This is a genomic window from Streptomyces tateyamensis, from assembly GCF_003205575.1.
GTDB lineage: Bacteria > Actinomycetota > Actinomycetes > Streptomycetales > Streptomycetaceae > Kitasatospora > Kitasatospora tateyamensis.
In genome coordinates, this window is sequence record NZ_PYBW01000030.1 from 38,170 (window position 1) to 59,055 (window position 20,886).

The window sequence follows — 20,886 nt, forward strand, 5'->3', positions numbered from 1 at the left end:
GAGCTGGCCGCCGAGGAGGAGCTGAGCCGGCACCTGGCGATCATCGCGGGTACCGGGTCGGACGACTCGGAGAAGGACTGGGAAGCGATGTACCCCGAGATCAACGAGGCCATTGCCGCCTAGGCCCAAGGGGACGAGAGTCCCAGGCTGAACCGGCCGGGGGGTCCGATGGCACCGGACCTCCCGGCCCTGCTGACCACACCACCCCGCCGGAGGACCCGTGCACCTGCATCTCGCCACCACCGACCACCGCCCGGCCACCGTCCGCGCCGACCTCGCTGTCCATCTCGCCGGGCACCACGAAGCCCACGCCGTGCTGATCGCTCGCACCATCCTGCTGACCATGCCGTCCGTCCGCGTCCGCCTGGCCCACCCGCAGCCCTCGTATGAGGCGTACAAGGCGTGGACGAGCCTTGCGGACCGCGCCGACCGCGTGTTCGCCGGGACGGGATGTGGCACGGTTCCCGAGCCCGAGGGAGCCGTGTCCGGAAATCTCCGCCTCGACCGTCCGGTGCCTCCGGCGGTCGTGGAGACGCTGCCCGCGAAGTTGAGCCCGACCCGCGCGCCGCAACTGCGGGTCAGCGTCGGCGGCCTGCTGACCGTGGTCACCGACAAGGCGGCGTTCGCCAGCCAGCTCAACCTCTGGACCACCGCCTACCGCCACGCCGCGCGCCGGTGGGACAACCTCCCCTCCGTCGAGGAGCTGGCGGCCGGATCGCTGCCCCGCTTCGACGACATCGCGGCTCCGGTGCTCGCCAAGGCGGCGGCATGAGTGACACCCGGCCGACCGGCCCGCAGTACGTCGCTCTGGTCACCGAAGGCGGCTACCGGATTCACGCCACGATCACCCTGGACTGGGAGATCGGTGCCGCCCTGTATCGAATCCCGGAGCTGGGCGGCACGATCACCGTGGGGTGGGAGTCCGGCCACTACTACACGCGATGCTGCGACGGGAACGCGATCCAGATCACCTACGGCAAGCCCGACCGGAGCCCGTTCACCAAGCACTACCAGGACGCGCCGACCGTCTACGGCGTCCGACTCGCCGACCAGGCCGTTTTCCATCCCGAGTCGATGAGCCCCACCAATCACCGGTGGTTGATCGTCCGGCGCGAGATCGGTGGCCACTACAGCCCCAGCGCGCCGGAGGGCACCCAGCGCAGGACAGCCGCCATCGTCCACGCGATCACCCAGCACATGCTGTCCCGCCCGTGGGCCGACGAGCTTCGACGCGCCCACGACGAACAGCAGGCCCCCGCCCGGCACCGTCACCACCAGCGGACCATCACCGAGCTGGAAGACGAAGCGGCCAAGCTCCAGGAGAAGATCACGCAGGAGAAGACCCGGGCGGCCGTCCAAGCCATCGTGATCGAGGAAGCGGCCAGCAGAGCGGGCGGAGCCCAGGCGCCGCCCGCTCTGCTGGCCCAGCACCAGCACCAGCACCAGCACCAGCAGCTCGCTGCCTGAGACCGGCCGCCCGATCCGACGACACGGGTCGGGCGGTCGGGCGGCCGGCACCGCTGGGGAGGGGGCATCGAGCCCCCTCCCCAGCGCCCGCCTCCGCCGTCCGGGGCTGACCCCCTGCCGCGACGGACCCGCCGACCATCCGGGCACCACCGTGCCCACCGCAGGGACGTACGCTGATGAGAGCACCCGCGCCCGCCCGGCGCGAACCCGAGGAGCCAACCCGATGCGCCACCCCGCCCCCTCCCCGGAGGACCGCCGCCGAGCGGTCTCCTCCGCCACTGGCTCGGTCCGAGCCGAGCGCCTCACCCCCAGCGCGGACTACCTCACCGACGCGGAGGAGTACGCGGCCGGGCGGATCACCGCCGACGAGCTGGTGCAGCGCGCCGAAGCCCGTCACCGCGTGCCTGACGTCGAGCAGCCGACCCCCTGACGATGGCCGACCCCTACGCCGACTCAGACAGCGGCGTCCTGCGCAACCGGCTGGGCATCACCGACCACCAGGCCCTCGCCGCCGCCGAAGCCGACATCACCGCTGCCCGCCTCACCCGGATCGCCGAGCAGCCCGTTCCCGGCCGGTACGACCTCGCCCACCTCCAGGCGTTCCACCGCGAGGTCTTCGGCAGCATCTACCCGTGGGCGGGCGAAGTCCGATCCATCGAGATCGCCAAGGGCAACACCCAGTTCTGCCTCGTCCGAATGATCCCCGCCTTCGCTGACGACACCTTCGGCCGCCTTGCCCGCCGCCAGGACCACCTCCGCGGCCTCGACCGCGACCAGTTCCTCACCGGCCTGGCGGACCTCTACGGAGACGTCAACGCCCTGCACCCGTTCCGCGAGGGCAACGGCCGTGCACAACGAGCCTTCCTCGGCCAGCTCGCCGCCGACGCGGGGCACCCGATCGACTGGACCCGACTCGACCCCGACCGCAACGAGCTCGCGTCCATCGCCTCGTTCAACGGCAACACAGGCCCCCTCCGCGCGATGCTCGCTGACCTCACCGTTGAGCAGCCGGCCCCCAGGACCACGCCGACAGCCAGGCCCACCGCACCGGTGCAGCTGATTCAGCCGCCGCCGGTCCAGACGGACATACGGCCGACCATCCGCCCCTGATCCCCAAATGTGGACGGCCGGTGGACACCCCCGCGAGCGGGTTGGCACGGTCCACCGGCCAGAGACCACAGCACCCCGCAGGCGGGGCGTGCAGAACCTCCAGCGTAGACGAGACGCCACCTGCCTCGAAACACCGTCCCGGGGGGTTGGTCGCGCCGTTGGCGCGGCGGTGTTGTCGGGGCGGCGTTGCCGCCGGCCGCCTTCGGCGGCGGATGCGGGAGCGCCTTCGGCGCTGCGTTCCTCTTGCCGGGCGCCCCGCTGCGCGGTTCCCCCGGCCCCCCTCCCGCGGCCCAGTATCCGGAGCCGGCCGCCCGCCTCAAGGGCGCTCCCGTTGGTCGCGTGGCTGCGCCACCGGCCTGCGGCCGGCCCTTGACCCGGACGACCTCTTTGCCCCGGACCCCAGGCAGCTATCGGGGGGACGGGGGAGGTGCGCCCGCTGATCTGACGGTCCGTCAGCCGTCCGACCGGCGTGCCGGACCACGCCTTCAAACTTGACCAGAAACCCCCAGTGAGGTAGTATTGTCATTGTTGGGAGGGGAGGGCAACCCCGACCGGCGCCCACGATGAACCGAACGAAAGGCGTCATCGCATGACGATCACTCTCGACCGCGCCCGACTCGAAGAGATCAACGCGGCCAAGCAGGCCGAGTGCGGCCACAGCGGCGGGTCGGGCTGCGCCTGGTGCTGGCTCACTCCCGACGCCATCGCCGAACTCCCCTACGCCGAACGTCTGGCCGTCGCCGTCGATCTCGACCACCGGCTCACCGGGCTCGGCATCCCCCGCGCGCCCCGCACGGTCGTGATCGTCTCCGCCGCCCACACCTACGCCGTGCAGGTCATGTGCGAGGAGCTCGGCACGTGGGAGCTGCGCATCCCTGCTTCCGGCGAGGAGTACGCCCTGTTCCGGGGCGCGATGTGGGCCGACCCCGACGCCCAGGTCCGCAGCGACGAGGTTCCGACGTGGGTCAGGGGTCAGGACGACCTCGCCGATATCGCCCGCAGCTTCGCGGGTCTGCTCTGGGCCGCTGGCCTCCGTTGAGCCCAGCCCCGGCCTGGCGGTCCGCTGGGCCGGGGCCACTCCTCACTGATGACCCATGCCCAAGGGTTTGACTGAAAACCCCTATTGAGGTAGTATTGTTCTTGTTGGACGGGGAGGGCAACCCCGGCCGGCACCCACGACAGACGAACCCCCGTGCGAAGGACTTCACATGACCATCACCCTGGCCAGGACCTCCACCCGCAACGCAAGCCTGTCCGAGATCGTGGGCATTCTCCGCGAGCAGCACCCCCGCAAGGCGGACGTCGTCGCGCCCGTCCAGAACATCCGAGCGGAGGGCGGCCGACTGATCATCGAGGGCGCGGACCACGACCTCACCCCGGACGGAGTCACCAGCAAGCCTGCGGAGTTCCGGCTCACCGACGTGTGCGAGTCCGGCGTGGCCGAGAAGCTGGGCATCCCCGTCGGCTACCTGCGGAAGACCAGGATCGAGGCCCCGCACCTGTGGGACACCAACGTCAACGGGTGGCTCGGCCACGAGAGCCGCGCCGACAAGTCGTTCATGGTCCGCACGCTGACCCCCGCCCAGGGCGAGGACACCGGCACCGCTCGCGCCTTCCTGAGCCCCAGCTACCGGATCATTGACAATCTGGACATCCTGACCGCCGCGCTCCAGGGCGTGCGGGACGCAGGTGTCGAGGTCCGGCTGGACAAGTGCGACCTGACCGACCGGAAGATGTACGTCAAGATCACCGCCCCGCAGGTCAGCGCCTACGCGCCGGAGCTGTTGAAGGACTACAAGAGCCCGTTCAGCGGCGCGCGCGGCGCGGACAACCCGACCGTGTTCGCCGGATTCGAGATCAGCAACTCCGAGACCGGGTGCGGGGCGTTCACCATCGTGCCCCGGCTGGTCGTCCAGGTCTGCGACAACGGGATGGTGATCACCAAGGACGTGATGCGGTCCGTACACATCGGCGGCCGACAGCAGGACGGGGTGATCCGGTGGAGCGACACCACCCAGGCCCGCACGCTCGAACTCATCGCCTCCCAGACCACCGACGCCGTTTCGACGTTCCTTGACCGTGACTACGTCGTCCGACAGCTGCGGTCCATCCAGGAGACCGCCGCAGCCCGGATCAAGAACCCGGAAGCCACGATCACCACCGTCGCCCAGCGGCTCAAGTTCACCGAGGAGCGCCGGGCCGACATCTTCGCCCACTTCATCCAGGGCGGGGACCTGTCCGCCGGTGGCGTGATGCACGCCGTCACCTCCGTCGCCCAGACTCTCCCCGACGCCGACGACGCCCACGAGGTCGAGGCGCTCGGCATCCGCGCCATGGAGCTGGCCGCCGCTCTGTGACCGGCCCGCCGCCCGGCCCACCCGGGCCGGGCGGACCGGCACAGACCGCCACTGCCGCCAGCCCACCGCGAGGACCGGAAGCCCTTGAACACCACCGTCGAACGCCTGCTCACCCTCGTTGCCGAGGTCACCACCTTCGAAGAGGAGTGGGAGGACAAGTTCCGCGCGGAGCTGCCGTCCTACGACCCGAACCGCGCAGACTTCCCCGTCGGCCCCGACGAGGAGGAGAGCTACTACACGCTCTGCGCCGACCGCGCGGCCGAGGCCCGCGACCAGCTCCACCGGGTGACCATCAGCATCGAAGCCCTCGCCCGCGACCTGACGGACACCGTCGCCGAGGCGGACCAGCCCGGCTGACCGAACCACCGGCCGCCCAGCGCGAAGCTGGGCGGCCCCGGCCGGGAGCGCCGAGCTGCGGGGATCGACCCCGCACCACGGCCCAACCCCTCCCGCAGCCCACCCGCCGAAGCACCATCCGGCCGCACCGCCCGCCGGCCCCTGCCGCCCGCACCCGGGCGGCCCCGGCCGGGAGCGCCGAGCTGCGGGGATCGACCCCGCACCACGGCCCAACCCCGCGCGGCGCCGCCTGCTGCCCACCTTCACCCTTCCCGCACCACCAGGAGAACTACGTGCCGACCCTGCCCCACACCGGGCTCCAGACCCCTGACCAGCCCCGCTACGAGGTCACCAGCTGCCAGGAACTGGTGCTGCTCCGGGCGACTCCGTTCTTGGCCACCCTCAGCTGCGGAGGCCGCAAGATCGGCAGCGCCCAGAACTACGGCGACGGGTACGACACGGAGTTCGTGCCCCACGACGGCTTCGACGTGGCCGACTTCGCCCGCTTCGCCGACGCCTGCCGACGAGACGGCCGAACCATCAGCCTCTCCCTGCTGCTGGACCTGCTGATCGAGGAGTTCAACGTCGGCCGCTCGCTGCGCGCCCACGCGCTCCAGGGCCGCACCCTGCTCCGCGAAGTCGCCCCCGACGGCACCGTCGCCATCAGCGGCACCATCCCGATGCCTGCCACCGCGGACGACCGCCGCCGCGCGCACGCCGCTCTCGGACTGCCGCTTGCCACCGGTGCCGCGACCCAGTTCTGGAACGGCACCTGCTGGGAGCACCTGGCCGGCACCCCCGCGGCCTGACCCGCCCCGGCGCGACCCGGCCAGACCAGACCCCGGCCCACCCCGACGACCGCAGGAGACATCAGCATGCCCAAGTTCATCGTTCCCGTAGACGTCATCACCGTGCACGTGGTGCCCGTCCTCGCACCGACCGCCGACGCGGCCAAGGCAGAGGCCGAACGCATCGTCGCCAGTGACCGACGGACCTGGTACGACCGCACCGAGCCGCTGTGCGTCGGCGACGCGCACACCGAAGCCGAGTGGGACGCCCACCAGGAAGCCTCCAGCCGTGAGGACCTCGGACGGATGACCGTCCCGTTCCGTGCCCGGCCGCCGAAGGAGACCACCCCCGTCGGCCGGTTCCGCGCACCGCGCACCGACCACCACGCCGACGACACCGCGTGCCCGCCCGAGCACCGGCACACCACCTCCGGCAAGCCCCTGACCCCGGGGTGCCCCGGACGCGCCTACTCCAAGGCCGAGTGCAGTTGCGGCGAGTGGTCGGTCAAGCACGCCGCCAAGGGCTACGTGGACGACGCGCGCCGCCAGCACCTGAGCACTGCGCACTGACGGCTCGCTCCAACCCCGACCGATCAACGGGTGCGGCCCGGAGGGCAACCGGGCCGCACCCGCCCACGAAACCCGAGAGAACAAGACCGTGACCCCGACCACCACCGACAGGGACGCGCTCACCGCGGACCTCACCGTCGGCATACTCGGCGTCTGCGCGTTCGCCGTCAGCTTCACCCACGTCGTGCAGACCGCCACCGAGGCCGGCCAGACCGGATGGGTGGCCTACGCCATCGCCGTGTCCGTCGAGCTGATGGCGCTCGGCGCCGTCGCCGAGATCCGCCGCCGCAAGCGGCACGACCAACCCGCCCGCTGGCCTCGCGGGGTCCTCGTGCTCGGCGTGGCGATGAGCCTCGCCGCCAACCTCGCCGTCGCCCGGCCCACACCGTGGGGATACGTGATGGCCGCCTGGCCCTCCCTGGCGTTCCTCGCCGCCGCCGGAATCATCGAGTCCCGCCCCTCCGGCCAGCGGGCCGACCCCGCACTGCCACGGCCCGCCGACGCAGACACCCCCGAGCACCAGGACGTCGCCGCCGACCCGCCGCCGACCGCCCCACTCCCAGCTCAGCCGGACGACCGGTCCCGGACCGAAGACCCCGTCGAAGCAGCCGACGAGACCGCAGCCGATGAGCCCGACGAGCAGCCGGCCACCAAGCCGCTGACGGAGCGGCCGAGCAAGCTGCGCGTCATCACCGACCTGCTCGCCGCGATGCGCGCCGACCCCGACTGGCGCCCCGACTACGACGAGCTGACCACCACCACCGGCTACAGCCGGTCGTGGTGCGAGAAGAGGGTCTCCGACGCCCGCACGCTCCACGGCGGTACGGAGTCCGGCCCCACCCAGGAGCCACCCGTCCACACGGGAGACCCGCAGCCCCGCACCCCGATCCGTACAGCCCGGGACGCCGACGACCAGCCCCTCCCGCCCACCTCCCTACCCGCACCGAACCCGTACGAGGAACCCGCACATGAGCACCACCCTCCACATACCGCCGCAGCTGCATGACGCCGACGCCGTCGTGTGGAACAACAGCGGCGGCAAGGACTCCGCCGCGAGCCTCCACCTGTGGGGCACCACCGCCCCCGAGCACCTGTTGAAGCGCACCGTCGTCCTCCACCTCGACCTCGGTGACGCGGAGTGGGACGGTGTGCCCGCCCTGGCCGCCCGGCAGGCCGCCGCGTACGGACTCCGCTTCGAGGTCCGCCGCCGCGAGCGCGGCGGACTCCTCGACCTGGTCCGCGCCCGGGGCCGCTGGCCCGGGCCCAGCACCCCCTTCTGCCGCAGCTACCTCAAGCGCGACGTCGCCCGGAAGTTCTACACGGAGCTGACCAACGAACTCGGCATCACCGGCCGGCCCGCCCGCATCGTCACCGCGCTCGGCCTGCGCGCCGCCGAGAGCACCGTCCGATCCCGCCGCCCCACCCTGGCCCTGGACCGCGCGGCCAGCTCCGGCCGACGCCAGATCACCACCTGGCTGCCCATCCACCAGTTCAACACCGACACCGTGTGGAAGACCGTACGGGCCAGCGGCATCCCGCCCCACCCCGTCTACCAGCAGCTCGACCGGCTCAGCTGTCGACTGTGCCCGTTCGCCGGACGCCGCTCCCTCATCACCGCCGCACGGATGGCACCCGACACCGCACTCGACTACGCCCTGGTCGAAGAAGAGATCGGCCGGCCCTTCCGCCGCGACCTGTCGATGGCCCAGATCATCGACACAGCCGAGCGTGAGGACCCCGGCCCCGTACAGGCCCTGCGCCCGTGCGGAGCCGCGCTCCGCACGCTCCCGCACGGTACGGGGGCGTGTGCCGCATGACCCGCACCGACTCCGCAGCCCTGCCGGTCGTGCTCAGCTTCGGCATGGGGATCGACAGCGCCGCCGTCGCCGCCCGGTGGTTCACCGAGCCGGCCAGCCGGGACTTCCCGCTCGACCGGCTGACCGTGCTGACCGCGATGACGGGAGACGAGCCGGACGTCACCCGGCGTCTGGTCGAGCAGCACCTTCTGCCGCTGATGCGCGGCAGCGGCGTGCGGTTCGTCCAGATCAGCCGGACCAGCCAGCGCGGCGGGTACACCGTGCTGGACGACTCCCGCAGCCCGCGCCGCCTGATCACCCGCGGACCGTGGCGGCTGTCCGACGAACTCCGCGCCAGCGGCACCGTCCCGCAGATCGCCGCCAAACGGCGCCTGTGCAGCTTGCACGCGAAGGGCGACGTGCTCGACGGGTGGCTGGGCGACGAATTCCGTGGCAGCCCCTTCCGGCACATCCTCGGCTTCGCCGGCGAGGAACTGCGCCGAGCGGAGCGGGACGAGCGCTACACCACCCTCGGCCGCATCCCCGAGTACCCGCTGATCAACGACTGGTGGTGGGACCGCCAACGGTGCGAGCAGTACCTGCTCGACCGCTTCGGCGAGCCGTGGACGCGCTCCGCCTGCGGGTACTGCCCATTCTCCGCCGGGCGGCGCGGGAGAGCCGAACTGGTCGAGCGCTGGCGGGCGGAGCCGGCCATCGGTGCCCAGGCCCTCACGCTGGAGTACACCGCGATGGCCCTCAACCCGCGCTCAAAGCTCTACGGCACCGTCGCCGCCCAGGACCTCGCCCGCACCCACGGCCTGACCGACGTCCTCGCCGCGTTCGAGCACGACCTTCGGCGGCAGCGCTGGAGCGTCTACGAGGTCCGGCGGATCATCCACCCCCGACGCGACGACCCCACCGCCAGGGGGACCGCATGGCGCAGCGTGCGCACGGTGTTCACCGGCAGCCGGACCGACGCCACCGCCGCGCTGGCGGCCATGGCCGCTGGCGGAGCCGTCACCGACCAGTACGGGATCAGCAGGGCCGAGATCATCCCCCGAACCGGCGGGTTCCCCGCGCTCGAGATGACCCTGGCCCTGGCACCGGTCGGCGTTGCCGACAAGGAACGGCCCGCGTTCGCGGCGTGGTGGGAACGTCTGCACCACCAGCCCGATCTCACGCCTCCGGTCGCGCTCGCGGCGTGAACGGAAGACGGGGGCCAGCAGCACGGCCGAAGCCGTGCCGGCCTCGATGGACCGGCTGGGCAAGCCGCTGGCCCCCTCCCACGAAGGCCGATCCCGAAAGACCACGGCTCCGCGCCGGTAGATTAGTCCATGTCGAGCCGGGGAGGGTTCTCCCCCTGAACAACCACCCCAAGGAGACCAGCCGATGGCCCCCGCCCCGACGCTCGCCGAACGGCTGGACGCCGCCCCCTCGGACAGCCTCAGCGTCGCCGACATCGCGACCGCGACCGGCCTGTCCGAGTCCACCGTCCGCCGCCTGGCCAAGGAACCCGGGTGGCCCGCTGATGCGTCCGGGGACCATCGCGAGCAGCGGTACCCGCGCGAGGCCGTCGCCGCGTGGATGCGCGACAACCAGGGCACCCGCGTCAACCCCGAGGAACTGCCCGGCGCCGACGACGACCGCGTCACCCTCACCGAGGTCGCCAACCGGACCGGCCGACTGCGCGAGACCGTCAGCCGCATGCCCTCCACCTACCGCAACAGCGCGGACCCGTTCCCCACCGCCGATCCGCTCGGCACCTACAGCTGGGGCGAGGTCAAAGCCTGGCTCGGCCGACGGTCCAGCCGCACCGGCCCCCGCGGAACGGTCCAGCCGCCCGCCGCCGCTGCCGAGGCCGCCACCCAGCCGGTGCTCGACAAGCTCACCACCGCCATGATCGAGCGCCTGACCGGCAAGAGCAAAGAGGCCGTGAAGACCCTGGTGCGCAGGCCAGAGATCGCCGAACTCAGCACCGCCAAGGTCGGTCGGCTCCGGGTGTGGTCGGCCGACACCCTGCTGCCGCTGCTGTGGCAGCTCGGCTACCTGCCGGCCTCCGGCCCGCTCGGCACCGAGCAGCGCGCCGTCCTGGTCGAGCTCGGCTACCTGCCCGCCACGGGGAAGCCGACCGCCGAGCAGCGCGCCGTGCTGCGCGAGTTCGGCTACGACGAGCAAGGCAGCGTCGAACACCGTGCCTGGCTGCGAGGGCCCCACCGCACCGCGACCGAGCTGGCCAAGTACTACGGCGTCAGCATCAGCGCGATCAGCAAGCGCATCGCCCGCGCCCAGGAAGCCGGCCAGCCCGTACCGCACCCGGCCGACACCGAGGACGGCACGCGCTACGACCCCCGCGCCTTCGACGCCTTCTGGAACCCCCCGGCCGCCGACTAGCGACCGCCGAACACCACGAAGGCGCTGCCGACCAGCTCATGGTCGGCAGCGCCTTCGTCTCTCCAGGAGCGTCCTCGGCTAGCGCGGCACGGCGTCGCTGCTGCCCGCACCGGCAGGCTCCGGGTAGGACTTGAGGAGCACGCGGTGCCTGGCCCCTCCCTCGATCTCCGCAGTCGCCTCCCGGGGGATGACCACGACCCCCTCCAAGAGCCCCACGGCGCGGCGGTAGGCGGTCTGACGCTCGGCGTCGGACGCCCCCTCGCCCAGCGCGGTACGCAACAGGCGCTGAGCCTGCGCGACCGCCGCCCGCTCCCGCTCCGGCAACCGGCCCGTGCCCACCTTGCGAGCGTGGCGATCAGCGACCTGCCAGGCGATCTCCAGGGCCGTCACCGCTCGCCCGTACTCCGCACCACCCTCCGCACCGGCGGCACGGGCGTCGGACGCCGCAGCGAGCGCGTGCACCAGCTCGGCGGTCTCCCGCACGGAGACATCCGTCAGCAGCGGACGCTCCAGCACCGCCAGGATGTCGGAGCAGAACGCGCCGTACTGCTCCAGCACGAGGTCGTGCCGATCCTCGATGCGCTGACGCCGAAGCTGCGCGGCCCGGCCGGCCGCCCGGCGCCTTCTCGCCGCCAGGGTGACCACGACCGCCCCGGCCACCGCCGCGACCCCGACGGCCACCCAGCCGACGACGCCCCAAGGCACCTCGAAGCCGTGGTCTGCCTCCACCGGCTCCGCCTGCCGCGAACCGGCCGAGTCCCAAACAGCCGGAAGCACCTTCGCCAGCAACAACGGGAACCCGGCGACGAACGCGCTCGCAAGGAGGCCGAGAACCGGCGAGGCGTCGCGCCGCCCCGTCAACCCGTTCACGGCTGAGCGGACCAGCGTGACGAGTGCGATCACAGTGCCGAGCATCAGCCCGACCCACTGGACCCACTGACCAAGGTTCTGGCTCATCCGTCACACGTCCAAGGCACTAGTTCGAATACCGTCGCATCTTCTCACGTCACCCCCGCTCGAAGCAGTGGCGAACGACACCGGCACCTGCCTGTCACCCCTGGACCGGCTCACCGCCCGCCCCGCCGTCGGAGCCGGCCACCGCGCGTCCCGGAGCGGCCTCCACGGCCGCCACCGCTACGCTGCCGCCGCCCTCGCTGCCCGCCTTCCCGGCCCCGGCAACTTCCGCCAGGACCGCCCGCACGTCCGGCAGCGACAGCCCGGTCAGCTCCGCGATCTGATCGCGCGGCTCACCCAGATCGGCGAGCGCCGCCACAGCCTCCCGCGCCCTGCGCTCCGGCTCCAACGCCGCCGCCTCCGCGTCCGCCAGGACCTTCTCCGCCCGAGCCCGCGCGGTCGCCCGCAGCTGCTCCGCCCTCCCCGTCTGCTCGTAGAAGTCGACCAACGCCGCCTCCACCTGCCGCTCGCGCCGGAGACGCTCCGCATCCCGCGCTGCCTTCGCCTGCTGCGCCGCTCGAACCGCACTGGCCCGCGACGCTGAAATTCGTCCGCTCATGCATCGAACATAGCCGGAAAAGCCTAGGTCGCAAACCCCTTTGAATCCCTCTCGATAAACGTCGATAAACATTGAGAGAATTCGATAGAGAAACCGAGGCGCACGTCACACTTCCACTCTCACAGACGCTCTGAGCTGCCCATCTGCCAGCATCGCCAAGCCATCCAGACACCTCTTGCAGATATTCTGAGCATGGTCCGCTGCGCGGGGCTAAAGTACTCACATGACATTTGATGAGGTAGGTGAATCGGCGGCTCGAATAGCCGTCGCACCCACCCTCATTCGGGATCGGAAAAGCTGGGGGTGGTCGCGTTGATGACCATCCACAAGCTCACCTCCGGCACCGGCTACACCTACCTGACTCGCCAGGTCGCGGGCGGCGACGTACAGCGTCAGCGGGGACAGTCGGCAGCCGAGTACTACACCCAGAAGGGCAACCCCCCGGGCGTCTGGCTCGGGCGGGGTGCGCCCCTGCTGGGGCTCGACGGCACCACCGTGACCGAGGAGCAGATGAAGCTCCTGTACGGCCTCGGACAGCACCCCGAGGCCGAGCGGATCATCGCCGGGCACCTGGCCGCCAACGTGCGCGCCGACATGAACGACGAGCAGCTCAAGGCGACCCGGGCCGCCGCGGTCAAGGCTGCGACTCTCGGCCGCGCCTTCCCCGAGTACAAGGCCCTCGACCCCTTCGGCGAGCGCGTCGAGAAGCGCCTGGCCGTCATCGAGAAGCAGGCCCGCCGCGAGCCCACCCGCGCGGAGACCAAGAAGATCCAGCGCGAGGAGTCCACCCGGCAGCGTGCCGCCGTCGCCGGCTTCGACGCCGTCTTCGCACCCGTGAAGTCCGCCGCCGTGCTGTGGGCGCTGGACGAGCGCGAGGAAGTGCGCGCCGCCGTGCGCGAGGCCCACGAGGCCGCCCGCGACGCCGCGTTCGCGATGCTCGAAGAGCACGCCGCGTTCACCCGCACCGGCAGCACCGGACAGGCCCAGATCGAGACCAAGGGCCTGATCGCGGTGGCCTTCGACCACTTCGACTCCCGGGCCGGCGACCCCAACCTCCACACCCACGTCGCCATCTCCAACAAGATCCAGGGCATCGACGGGAAGTGGCGCTCGCTGGACGCCCGCGCCCTCTACTCCATGACTGTGGCGGCCTCCGAGTTCTACAACTCCCGCTTCGAGACCGAGCTGTCCGCGCGCCTGGGCGTCACCTTCGAGGCCCGCGAGGACGCCGTCACCAAGCGGCAGCCGGTGCGCGAGATCGTCGGCATCCCGGTCGAGGCGATCACCCACTTCTCCTCCCGCCGGACCGAGATCGAAGCCCGCTACGAGCAGCGGCTGCGCGAGTACCGCCGCGACCACGGCCACGACCCGTCCCGGGGCATGACCCACCAGCTCGCCCGGCAGGCCAACCTCGACACCCGCGAGGGCAAGAAGGCCGCCCGCTCCCTCCAGGAGATGCGCGCCGACTGGACCCAGACCGTCACCGCCGCCCACGGCCAGGACGTCATTGACCGCGTCATGGCGGCCGTCCCGGCCCCCGGAAGCGCCCCCGCCACCGCCGAGAACGAAGAGCAGAAGCCGGTCGAGATCCCGACCCTGGCCGCTGCCGTGATCACCGCTGTCGCCGAGGAGCGGGCGGTGTGGACGGTGTGGAACCTGCGCGCCCACGCCGAGCGCCTTGCCCGCTCCGAGCACCCCACCACCGACACCGCCGAGCACCAGGCCCTGGTCGAGGCGATCGTCACCGAAGCCGTCTCCCCGGTCCACAGCATCCGCGTGGACGCCTCTGCCCTGCTGACCGAGCCCGAGGAACTGCGGCGGTCCAACGGCGACAGCGTGTTCGTCCAGCACGCCTCCGCCCGCTACACCAGCCGCGACATCATCGAGGCCGAACGCCGGCTCGTCGTCGCCGCCACCACCCCCACCACCAGCGGCCTGAACGCAGGCTTCGTCGGGGCCGCGCTCGACGGCTTCGAGGCCCGCAACCGCGCCCTGGACGAGGGGCAGCGGGCCCTGGTCACCGCGTTCGCCACCGACAACCGCCTGCTCGCCGTCGGCCTTGGCCCGGCCGGCTCCGGCAAGACCACTGCCATGCAGGCATACGTCCACGTCGCCGCCCAGGCCGGCCAGCGCGTCGTCCCGCTCGCCACCTCCGCCGCAGCCGCCGCCGTCCTCGCAGCCGACCTCCAGCAGCCCGCCGAGAACCTCCACAAGTTCCTCTGGGAGTACACCGGCGGCAAGCACGCCAACGCGCTGCACACCGGCCAGAACGTGCCCTCCCACCGGGCCTCATTCGCCCTGAACCCCGGCGACGTCGTCCTGGTGGACGAGGCCGGCATGGCGGGCACCTTCAACCTGGACAACCTCACCCGGATCGCCGCCCACCGCGGAGCGACCGTGCGCCTGCTCGGCGACTACCGCCAGCTCGCCTCCGTCGAATCCGGCGGCGCGCTGCGCCTGATCGCCGCCGAAGCCGGCGCCGTCGAACTCACCCAGCTCCACCGGTTCAGCAACAAGGCCGAAGCCGACGCCACCCTCAAGATCCGCGTCGGCGACAACGCCGGACTCGACTTCTACCTCGCCAACCAGCGCGTCGTCGGCGGCTCCCGCACCGCCATGATCGAAGCCGCCTACGACGGCTGGAAGGCCGACATGCTCGCGGGCCGCACCACCCTGATCAGCGCCGCCTCCGGCGCCGACGTCACCGCCCTGTCAGCCCGCGCCCGCGACGAGCGCGTGGCCGCCGGCCAGGTCGAGGCCGACGGCGTCATGCTGCGCGACGGCAACCGCGCCGGCCGGGGTGACTGGATCGTCACCCGCGACAACAACCGCAAGATCACCACCAACCGGGGTCGCGACTTCGTCAAGAACGGCGACGCCTGGCAGGTCCTCAAGCGCCACGAGGACGGCTCACTCAAGGTCCGCCACATGGGCCACCGCGGACGCGTAACCCTGCCCGCCGAGTACGTCGCCGCCAACGTCCAGCTGCTCTACGCCTCCACCGTCATGCGCTCCCAGGGCGGCACCGTGGACACCGCCCACCCGCTCGTCACCGAGGACATGACCCGCGAGGACCTGTACGTCCAGCTCACCCGCGCCCGCCACAAGACCACCATCTACACCGCCACCCACGACCTGCTGCCGTTCGACAACGACGACCAGCTCGCCCAGACCAAGCACGACCCCGACACCTTCGCCGCCCGCGAGGTGCTGGAGCGTGTCTTGAACCGCGAGGGCGCCCAGCTCTCCGCCACCGACACCATCCGCAACGCCCAGGAGGACGCTGTCTCCCTGGCCACCCTGGCGCCCCGCCACCAGCACGCCACCGAGACCCTCACCACGCCCTACTACCAGCAGCTCGTCCACCGACTCCTCGGCCCCGCCCTCGCCGAGCAGATCACCACCGACGACGCCTTCACCGCCGTCACCCGCGCCCTGCGCAACGCCGAAGCCAGCGGCTGGCAGCCCGAGCGGCTCATCGCCGCCGCCACCTGGCGCGGCGACCTGACCACCGCCGACTCCCCAGCCCAAGCCCTCGCCTGGCGCCTCAACACCATCACCGACGACCGCCCCGCCCCCGCCCACCTCAACGCCCCCACCACCGCAGACACCACCCGCTACGCCGCCCTGGTCGCGCAGATCACCAACCTGCCTGCCCACCGATTCGACCCCGAGAGCGCGACCGCCCAACCGGCGGCCCTGCACGTGGCACCCGCCGCTGCTCAGGCCCCCGACGCGCACCCGCGCGTCTCCACCGACACCCTCAACCGCTACGCCACCGCCGCCGCCAACCTGATCACCACCACCACCGACAAGGTCACCGCGCACCCGCAGTGGCCCCACCTCGCCGGAGCCATGGCCGCGGCCGAGCGCACCGGCCGCGACACCACCGCCCTGCTCGCCACCGCCGCCACCCAGGCCACCAACGCCAGCGACCCGGTCACCGCCCTGACCCGCGCCGCCCGCACCACCCTGGCCGCCGACGGCACCCCAGAAGTCCACCAGAACACCCCCGAAGCCCTTCGCCACCAGGCCCTGGCCACCGAGGTCCTCGGCGCCGAGCACGCCACCCGAGCCCGCAACGAGAACACCTGGTCCGCCCTCACCGCCGCCCTGCGCCGCGCCGAGACCGCCGGTCACGAACCCGCCGCCCTGCTGCGCCAAGTCGCCGAAAGCCGCCCGCTCACCGGCGCCGACAGCCTCAGCCAGGTCCTCGCCTGGCGGATCGGCCGCCACCTCGCCACCAACGCCCCGGCCACCACCGCCCAGCAGGGCGACCGCGTCGAAACCGAGCTGTGGCGCACCCTCGCCTGGACCCTGAAGACCATTGAGAACACCGGCGCCACCGTGGAGACCGCCCTCTCCGAGGCGACCGGCGGCCCCGCACTGCCCGAACTGCTCCAGCACGCCCAGCAGCAGGCGCTCGCCCACACCCGAGCCGCCTCCGGCCGGCCCGACCTTCCGGCCTGGATCAGCGCCGTGCCGCGCTCCACCGCGGCCAACCCGCACCACCACGAGTACCTCACCGACAGCGCCGCACTGATCGCCAACCGCTTCGCTGTGCTCGCCGACCGCACCGTGGAGAACCGCCCGGCGTGGAGCCAGACCCTCGGCGAAGCCCCACAGGACCCCACCCAGCGCGCGCAGTGGCAGCACCAGCTCGCCGTCGTCGCCGCCTACCGCGACCAGTACAAGGTCGCCGACGACAACGCCGCCCAGCCCACCGGCCCCTACATCGAGGAAGGCCGCACCGGCCACCACGCCTACTGGCAGGCCACCGCAGCCGCCATCAGCGCCCGGCACATCGCCACCGCACCGAACGCCCCGGCGGTCACCACCGCGGACCCCGACCAGCAGGCCCGCGGCCAGTTCGCTGCCGACATCTACCGGGCCCTGCCCGAGGCCGACCAGGCCGAGATCGTGCGCACCGTCGCCACCCGGACCGGCGCCACCTGGCTCGCCGGCCTCCCGCGCCTGGACGACGCCGCGCTGGCCCAGCAGCACGTCGCCGAGCAGGTCAGCACGGTGCTCACCGAGCGCCGCCAGCTCACCATCGAGGCCGCTCAGCCCGAGCAGCAGCCGCAGGCCGAGGAAGGGCGCCAGCCGACCCTCGCCGAACGCCGCCGAGTCGGCCGCCAGGCCGAACGCCAGGCCCACCGCGAACAGCTCCAGCAGCGCGGCGGACAGCCCACACGCGCCGCTCGGACTGCGCCGACCCGCCGGATCGAGCCCGCCGACCAGCGCCAGAACCAGGCCCCGGCCCAGCGCCCCGCCGGTCCGCAAACGCAGGTTCAGCAGCCGCCGCTGGTCCGCCAAGACCAGCAGGGCCCGCGCATCCGCTGAGGTTCTGTGTCCTGGGCGGCCCTAGCCTGCAAGGCTGAGATCGTTCTCCGCATCTCGTCTGTCGTCGGCGTCTGCTGCAAGTGCCGCAGAGGCAGCACCGACCAGCCTTTCGAACTCGGGCCGGTCGAGGAGGACATGGAGGCCGTACAGGATGGCCCAAGCGACCTTGAGCTCCGGGCTCTCGTCCTCATGCTGCTTGAACAGAGCCAGCCCGATGTATCGGATCTGGACCTCTCGGCGGTTGAACCTTGCCCACTTCTCGATGCCTTCTTCGGCGCAGTTGATCAGCTCCGCGTACCGCTCATCGCCGATCAGGTCCCTCAGCTGTTACGGCCCGGCTGCCAGACTCCACCGCCCGCCCGCCGGCCGGTTCCCCTTCTCGCCGGCCGCGCGTTGTAAGTTGTGCTCCGGCCGGGCGGGATCACGGTCCCGACGTGGCCGGGCCGCTCATGGTGCCGTGCGAGGCGCCGAGGAGCGGGATCCGAAGGGGCCGACCGAGACAGTCCCTCCGGCCGACCCCGCGATCGCCGGGAGCCGTTCGGGGTGCAGGGTAGTGCCGGCGACTTCACGGACCGTCCGGCCAGGCGAGGGCAGGCACGGCGCCAAGCGTGAGCGCCGGGTCCTTGCGGAACCCGCCACCCTATTCGGCCAGGCGCCCCCTTTCGGAACGCCCCCGGCGGGCCTCCGGCCGATACCGAGGAGGAGGCACCAGCCTTGTACTGGAGAGGTCCCGCTGAGGTCCCTCGAGGGGCGCGGCGCAGGCGGTGGAGTGCAGGTACATGTGCTTGATGCCGACGGCGGTGAAGTCCTGCTCGGTGGGCACGTCACCCATCCCGCCCGTGCCGGCCGCGCGGGTGAGCGAGTCGATGTGAGGCCGGCTCCGGAGGCGGGCAGCTTCTCCTTGGCGATCACCATCCGGCCGGGCACCGGGACCTTTGCGGCCTGGCCAGCGAACCGGGCAGGCATGCCGCCCCTGGCAGGCGGGAAGCCGGTGCCGGTCACCCTGTCCCCAGCGCCGGGCTGCAGCAGCATCTCCGGGTTGGACGAGTTGCTCGTGGCGGTCTTCTTCGGAGCTTCAGTGAAGGTCGTCTCCAGATGCACGCAGTCGGCGGCCATCACCGGAAGGTCTTGGCCGCGCCCGCCGCCCGGTCGCGGCAGGTGTCGCGTCGCCGGCCGCGACACCTCCGCTGCCACAGGCCGTGGCGAACAGGGTCTCCGCAACCGCGGTACCGCACAACACGCGAGGACGCCTGCCAACTCTCCTGGAAACCCGGGAGCACGGTGAGCCCGCCGCCGCGGACCCCGGAGTTCCAGGAAAGCTGGACCGATCGTCGCAGCAGTTCCCGGGGAGACCGAGATTCTCAAAGGCGGGGCGCCGGCCGGCCGGGCTCTACAAGAGGGTGCGCCAGTATTACCAGACACGCTTGAGGATCATGAGCGCGATCAGCGGGTACCAGACGACGGGGACCACCCAGTGATATCGCACCGCCAACTCGGTGGCGGGACGCCAGCGCGCGGGCAGCGGGATCACCTCGTGCTGGAGGTTGTGCAGGGTGGTGTACCAGAACAGCGGGATCGTGGCGGCCCACACGGCGATGCAGTACGGGCAGAGCGCACCGATCTCGGTGGCGCCGAGCACCTCCAGCAGATCCCCGAGCACACCTTCGCCCCCCAACTCGCCTACCCATACCGCAGCGACTCCGAATCCGTCCACAACCAGTTCGACCAGATCCTGTGGACCCGCCGGATGATCGCAGGAGTCAACCTCCAGAAGATCTTCGTCCTCGGCTTCGCTCTGTCCCAGAACGCCACCAGCCGCCGCGTATTCCAGGAGGACGAGCGGATCTGCCCAGAGCGATCGTCCTCCTGTCAACTTGCGGGCGCCAGAGTGTGAGCACCGAGCTAGTCTGGCGATCGGGGGAGGCTCATGCGGGCGGACTTCGAGGCTCTTGGTTGTTATCTTCCCGCTGCGGTGGTCGGCGGCACGGCGGGACCGGCGGCCATGGGCCCTCGGCTGACGACATCCGAAGGCACGGTTGGCCGCGTCGCCGTACGGTTGGCCCGTCGGCGGATTCCACAAGAGAGAAGAACCGCCATGGAGATCCTCGTCTTCGGCGTGCAGGCGGACGAGAAGCCCCTGCTCGAACAGGCCTTCGCGGCACACCACCAGGTTCGCTGCCTGGACGTCTTCCTCAATGCCGAGACCGCCCCGCTCGCCGCAGGGCACCAGGTCATCAGCACCAGCGTCAACGCTCAGCTCGACGCTGACACCTTGCGTATCCTGGCCGCCGGCGGCACCCGCATGGTGGCCCAGCGCTCCACCGGCTTCAACAACATCGACCTCAACATCGCGGCCGAGCTCGGTCTCACGGTCTCCCGTGTCCTCTCGTACTCCCCGCACTCCGTCGCCGAGTTCGCCTGGGCCCTGGCACTGGCTGTCAATCGCCACGTCATCCGCGCCGCCCACCGCACCCGCGAGTTCGACTTCCGCCTTGACGGGCTCATGGGACGTGACATCCACGGCATGACCGTCGGCGTGATCGGCACCGGCAGGATCGGCGCGTGCTTCACCCGGATCGCGCACGGCTTCGGCACCACCCTCCTCGGCTGGGACATCGCCGAGAACCCGGCCTGCCTGGGCCTCGGCATGACCTACACCGACCTCGACCGGCTGCTCGCCGCCTCTGACCTGATCAGCTTGCACGTCCCGCTGCTGCCCGCCACCCACCACCTCATCGACGCCACGGCACTCGTCCGGATGAAGGACCACGCGATCCTTATCAACTCCAGCCGTGGTGGCCTCATCGACACCGCAGCCCTCGTCGAGACCCTGCGCGCCGGCCGGCTTGGCGGAGTCGGACTGGACGTCTACGAGGAGGAGACCGGGCTCTTCTTCTTCGACCGTTCCCTCGACGTCGTCACCGACGACACCCTCGCCCGGCTGATGACCTTCCCTCAGGTCCTGGTCACCTCACACCAGGCGTACTTCACCAGCACCGCCGTCCATCAGATCATCGACGCGACGTTGCGCAACATCGACGACTACCTCGCCGCCCGGACCAGTGAGAACACCCTGGTGCCCAGGCCGACGATCTGAAGAGTGCGCATTCCACGTCCACGACCGCAGGCGTGGACGCCGATCGGTCTCCACGCCCCTCGCCCCGCCCCGGGGCCCGACGCCGTCCCGGCACGCTGGAGACCATCAGCCGTGGCCG

18 protein-coding genes are annotated in these 20,886 nt (G+C 71.6%); 15 read left to right on the forward strand and 3 right to left on the reverse strand.

Going from position 1 to position 20,886, the window contains the following annotated elements; all coding sequences use genetic code 11:
- Positions 1 to 220: 220 nt before the first annotated feature.
- The 13 genes from C7C46_RS09610 to C7C46_RS09670 all read left to right on the forward strand — a co-directional run bounded on the left by C7C46_RS09610 (position 221) and on the right by C7C46_RS09670 (position 10,815).
- Positions 221 to 772 carry a hypothetical protein gene (locus C7C46_RS09610; RefSeq protein WP_110667805.1) on the forward strand — a complete coding sequence of 184 codons (552 nt, stop codon included), beginning with the start codon at positions 221 to 223 and terminating at the stop codon, positions 770 to 772.
- Complete coding sequence (locus C7C46_RS09615; RefSeq protein WP_110667807.1) at positions 769 to 1,467, forward strand: hypothetical protein; 699 nt, start codon at positions 769 to 771, stop codon at positions 1,465 to 1,467. Before C7C46_RS09610 ends, C7C46_RS09615 begins: the two co-directional genes overlap by 4 nt.
- 223 nt (positions 1,468 to 1,690) lie before the next feature.
- Positions 1,691 to 1,897, forward strand: a complete 207-nt coding sequence (locus tag C7C46_RS09620) for an antitoxin VbhA family protein (RefSeq protein WP_110667809.1) — start codon at positions 1,691 to 1,693, stop codon at positions 1,895 to 1,897.
- Between the two features lie 2 nt (positions 1,898 to 1,899).
- Positions 1,900 to 2,577 carry a Fic/DOC family protein gene (locus tag C7C46_RS09625; RefSeq protein ID WP_110667811.1) on the forward strand — a complete coding sequence of 226 codons (678 nt, stop codon included), beginning with the start codon at positions 1,900 to 1,902 and terminating at the stop codon, positions 2,575 to 2,577.
- A gap of 589 nt (positions 2,578 to 3,166) precedes the next feature.
- Positions 3,167 to 3,616 (forward strand): hypothetical protein, encoded by a 450-nt coding sequence (locus C7C46_RS09630; protein WP_110667813.1) that lies wholly within the window; start codon positions 3,167 to 3,169, stop codon positions 3,614 to 3,616.
- Positions 3,617 to 3,785: 169 nt separating this feature from the next.
- Positions 3,786 to 4,934 (forward strand): DUF932 domain-containing protein, encoded by a 1,149-nt coding sequence (locus C7C46_RS36330; protein WP_110667815.1) that lies wholly within the window; start codon positions 3,786 to 3,788, stop codon positions 4,932 to 4,934.
- Between the two features lie 84 nt (positions 4,935 to 5,018).
- Entirely contained in the window at positions 5,019 to 5,291 is a 273-nt protein-coding gene (locus tag C7C46_RS09640; RefSeq protein ID WP_110667817.1) for a hypothetical protein, read from the forward strand.
- A 272-nt stretch (positions 5,292 to 5,563) separates the two neighbouring features.
- Positions 5,564 to 6,079, forward strand: a complete 516-nt coding sequence (locus C7C46_RS09645; RefSeq protein ID WP_110667819.1) for a hypothetical protein — start codon at positions 5,564 to 5,566, stop codon at positions 6,077 to 6,079.
- Positions 6,080 to 6,145: 66 nt separating this feature from the next.
- Entirely contained in the window at positions 6,146 to 6,628 is a 483-nt protein-coding gene (locus C7C46_RS36335) for a hypothetical protein (RefSeq protein WP_245984317.1), read from the forward strand.
- An 88-nt stretch (positions 6,629 to 6,716) separates the two neighbouring features.
- Positions 6,717 to 7,634 (forward strand): DUF2637 domain-containing protein, encoded by a 918-nt coding sequence (locus tag C7C46_RS09655; protein WP_110667821.1) that lies wholly within the window; start codon positions 6,717 to 6,719, stop codon positions 7,632 to 7,634.
- On the forward strand, positions 7,597 to 8,445 hold the full coding sequence (locus C7C46_RS09660) for a phosphoadenosine phosphosulfate reductase domain-containing protein (RefSeq protein WP_110667822.1): 849 nt from the start codon (positions 7,597 to 7,599) through the stop codon (positions 8,443 to 8,445). Before C7C46_RS09655 ends, C7C46_RS09660 begins: the two co-directional genes overlap by 38 nt.
- The gene (locus C7C46_RS09665) at positions 8,442 to 9,629 is read left to right on the forward strand and encodes a hypothetical protein (RefSeq protein ID WP_146259033.1); all 1,188 of its coding nucleotides are present in this window, start codon (positions 8,442 to 8,444) and stop codon (positions 9,627 to 9,629) included. The genes C7C46_RS09660 and C7C46_RS09665 overlap by 4 nt, the downstream gene beginning before the upstream one ends.
- 184 nt (positions 9,630 to 9,813) lie before the next feature.
- Positions 9,814 to 10,815 carry a hypothetical protein gene (locus C7C46_RS09670; protein WP_110667825.1) on the forward strand — a complete coding sequence of 334 codons (1,002 nt, stop codon included), beginning with the start codon at positions 9,814 to 9,816 and terminating at the stop codon, positions 10,813 to 10,815.
- Positions 10,816 to 10,893: 78 nt separating this feature from the next.
- Here C7C46_RS09670 and C7C46_RS09675 read toward each other — a convergent pair whose 3' ends face one another.
- Together C7C46_RS09675 and C7C46_RS09680 are read right to left on the reverse strand one after the other, a co-directional pair.
- Complete coding sequence (locus C7C46_RS09675) at positions 10,894 to 11,772, reverse strand: hypothetical protein (RefSeq protein ID WP_110667827.1); 879 nt, start codon at positions 11,770 to 11,772, stop codon at positions 10,894 to 10,896.
- 94 nt (positions 11,773 to 11,866) lie between these two features.
- The gene (locus C7C46_RS09680; RefSeq protein ID WP_146259034.1) at positions 11,867 to 12,400 is read right to left on the reverse strand and encodes a hypothetical protein; all 534 of its coding nucleotides are present in this window, start codon (positions 12,398 to 12,400) and stop codon (positions 11,867 to 11,869) included.
- A gap of 243 nt (positions 12,401 to 12,643) precedes the next feature.
- On the opposite strand from C7C46_RS09680, the gene mobF reads away from it, so the two are divergent.
- Complete coding sequence (mobF, locus tag C7C46_RS37275) at positions 12,644 to 17,671, forward strand: MobF family relaxase (protein WP_181442275.1); 5,028 nt, start codon at positions 12,644 to 12,646, stop codon at positions 17,669 to 17,671.
- A gap of 1,411 nt (positions 17,672 to 19,082) precedes the next feature.
- On the opposite strand, the gene C7C46_RS09695 is transcribed toward mobF, so the two are convergent.
- Positions 19,083 to 19,331: a vitamin K epoxide reductase family protein gene (locus C7C46_RS09695; RefSeq protein WP_110667835.1), complete on the reverse strand. Its 249-nt coding sequence runs from the start codon at positions 19,329 to 19,331 to the stop codon at positions 19,083 to 19,085.
- Positions 19,332 to 19,766: 435 nt separating this feature from the next.
- Between C7C46_RS09695 and C7C46_RS09700 the strand changes: the two genes are divergently transcribed.
- A complete protein-coding gene (locus C7C46_RS09700) occupies positions 19,767 to 20,768 on the forward strand; it encodes a 2-hydroxyacid dehydrogenase (protein ID WP_110667837.1) in 1,002 nt (333 codons plus the stop codon).
- The last annotated feature ends 118 nt before the right edge of the window (positions 20,769 to 20,886 follow it).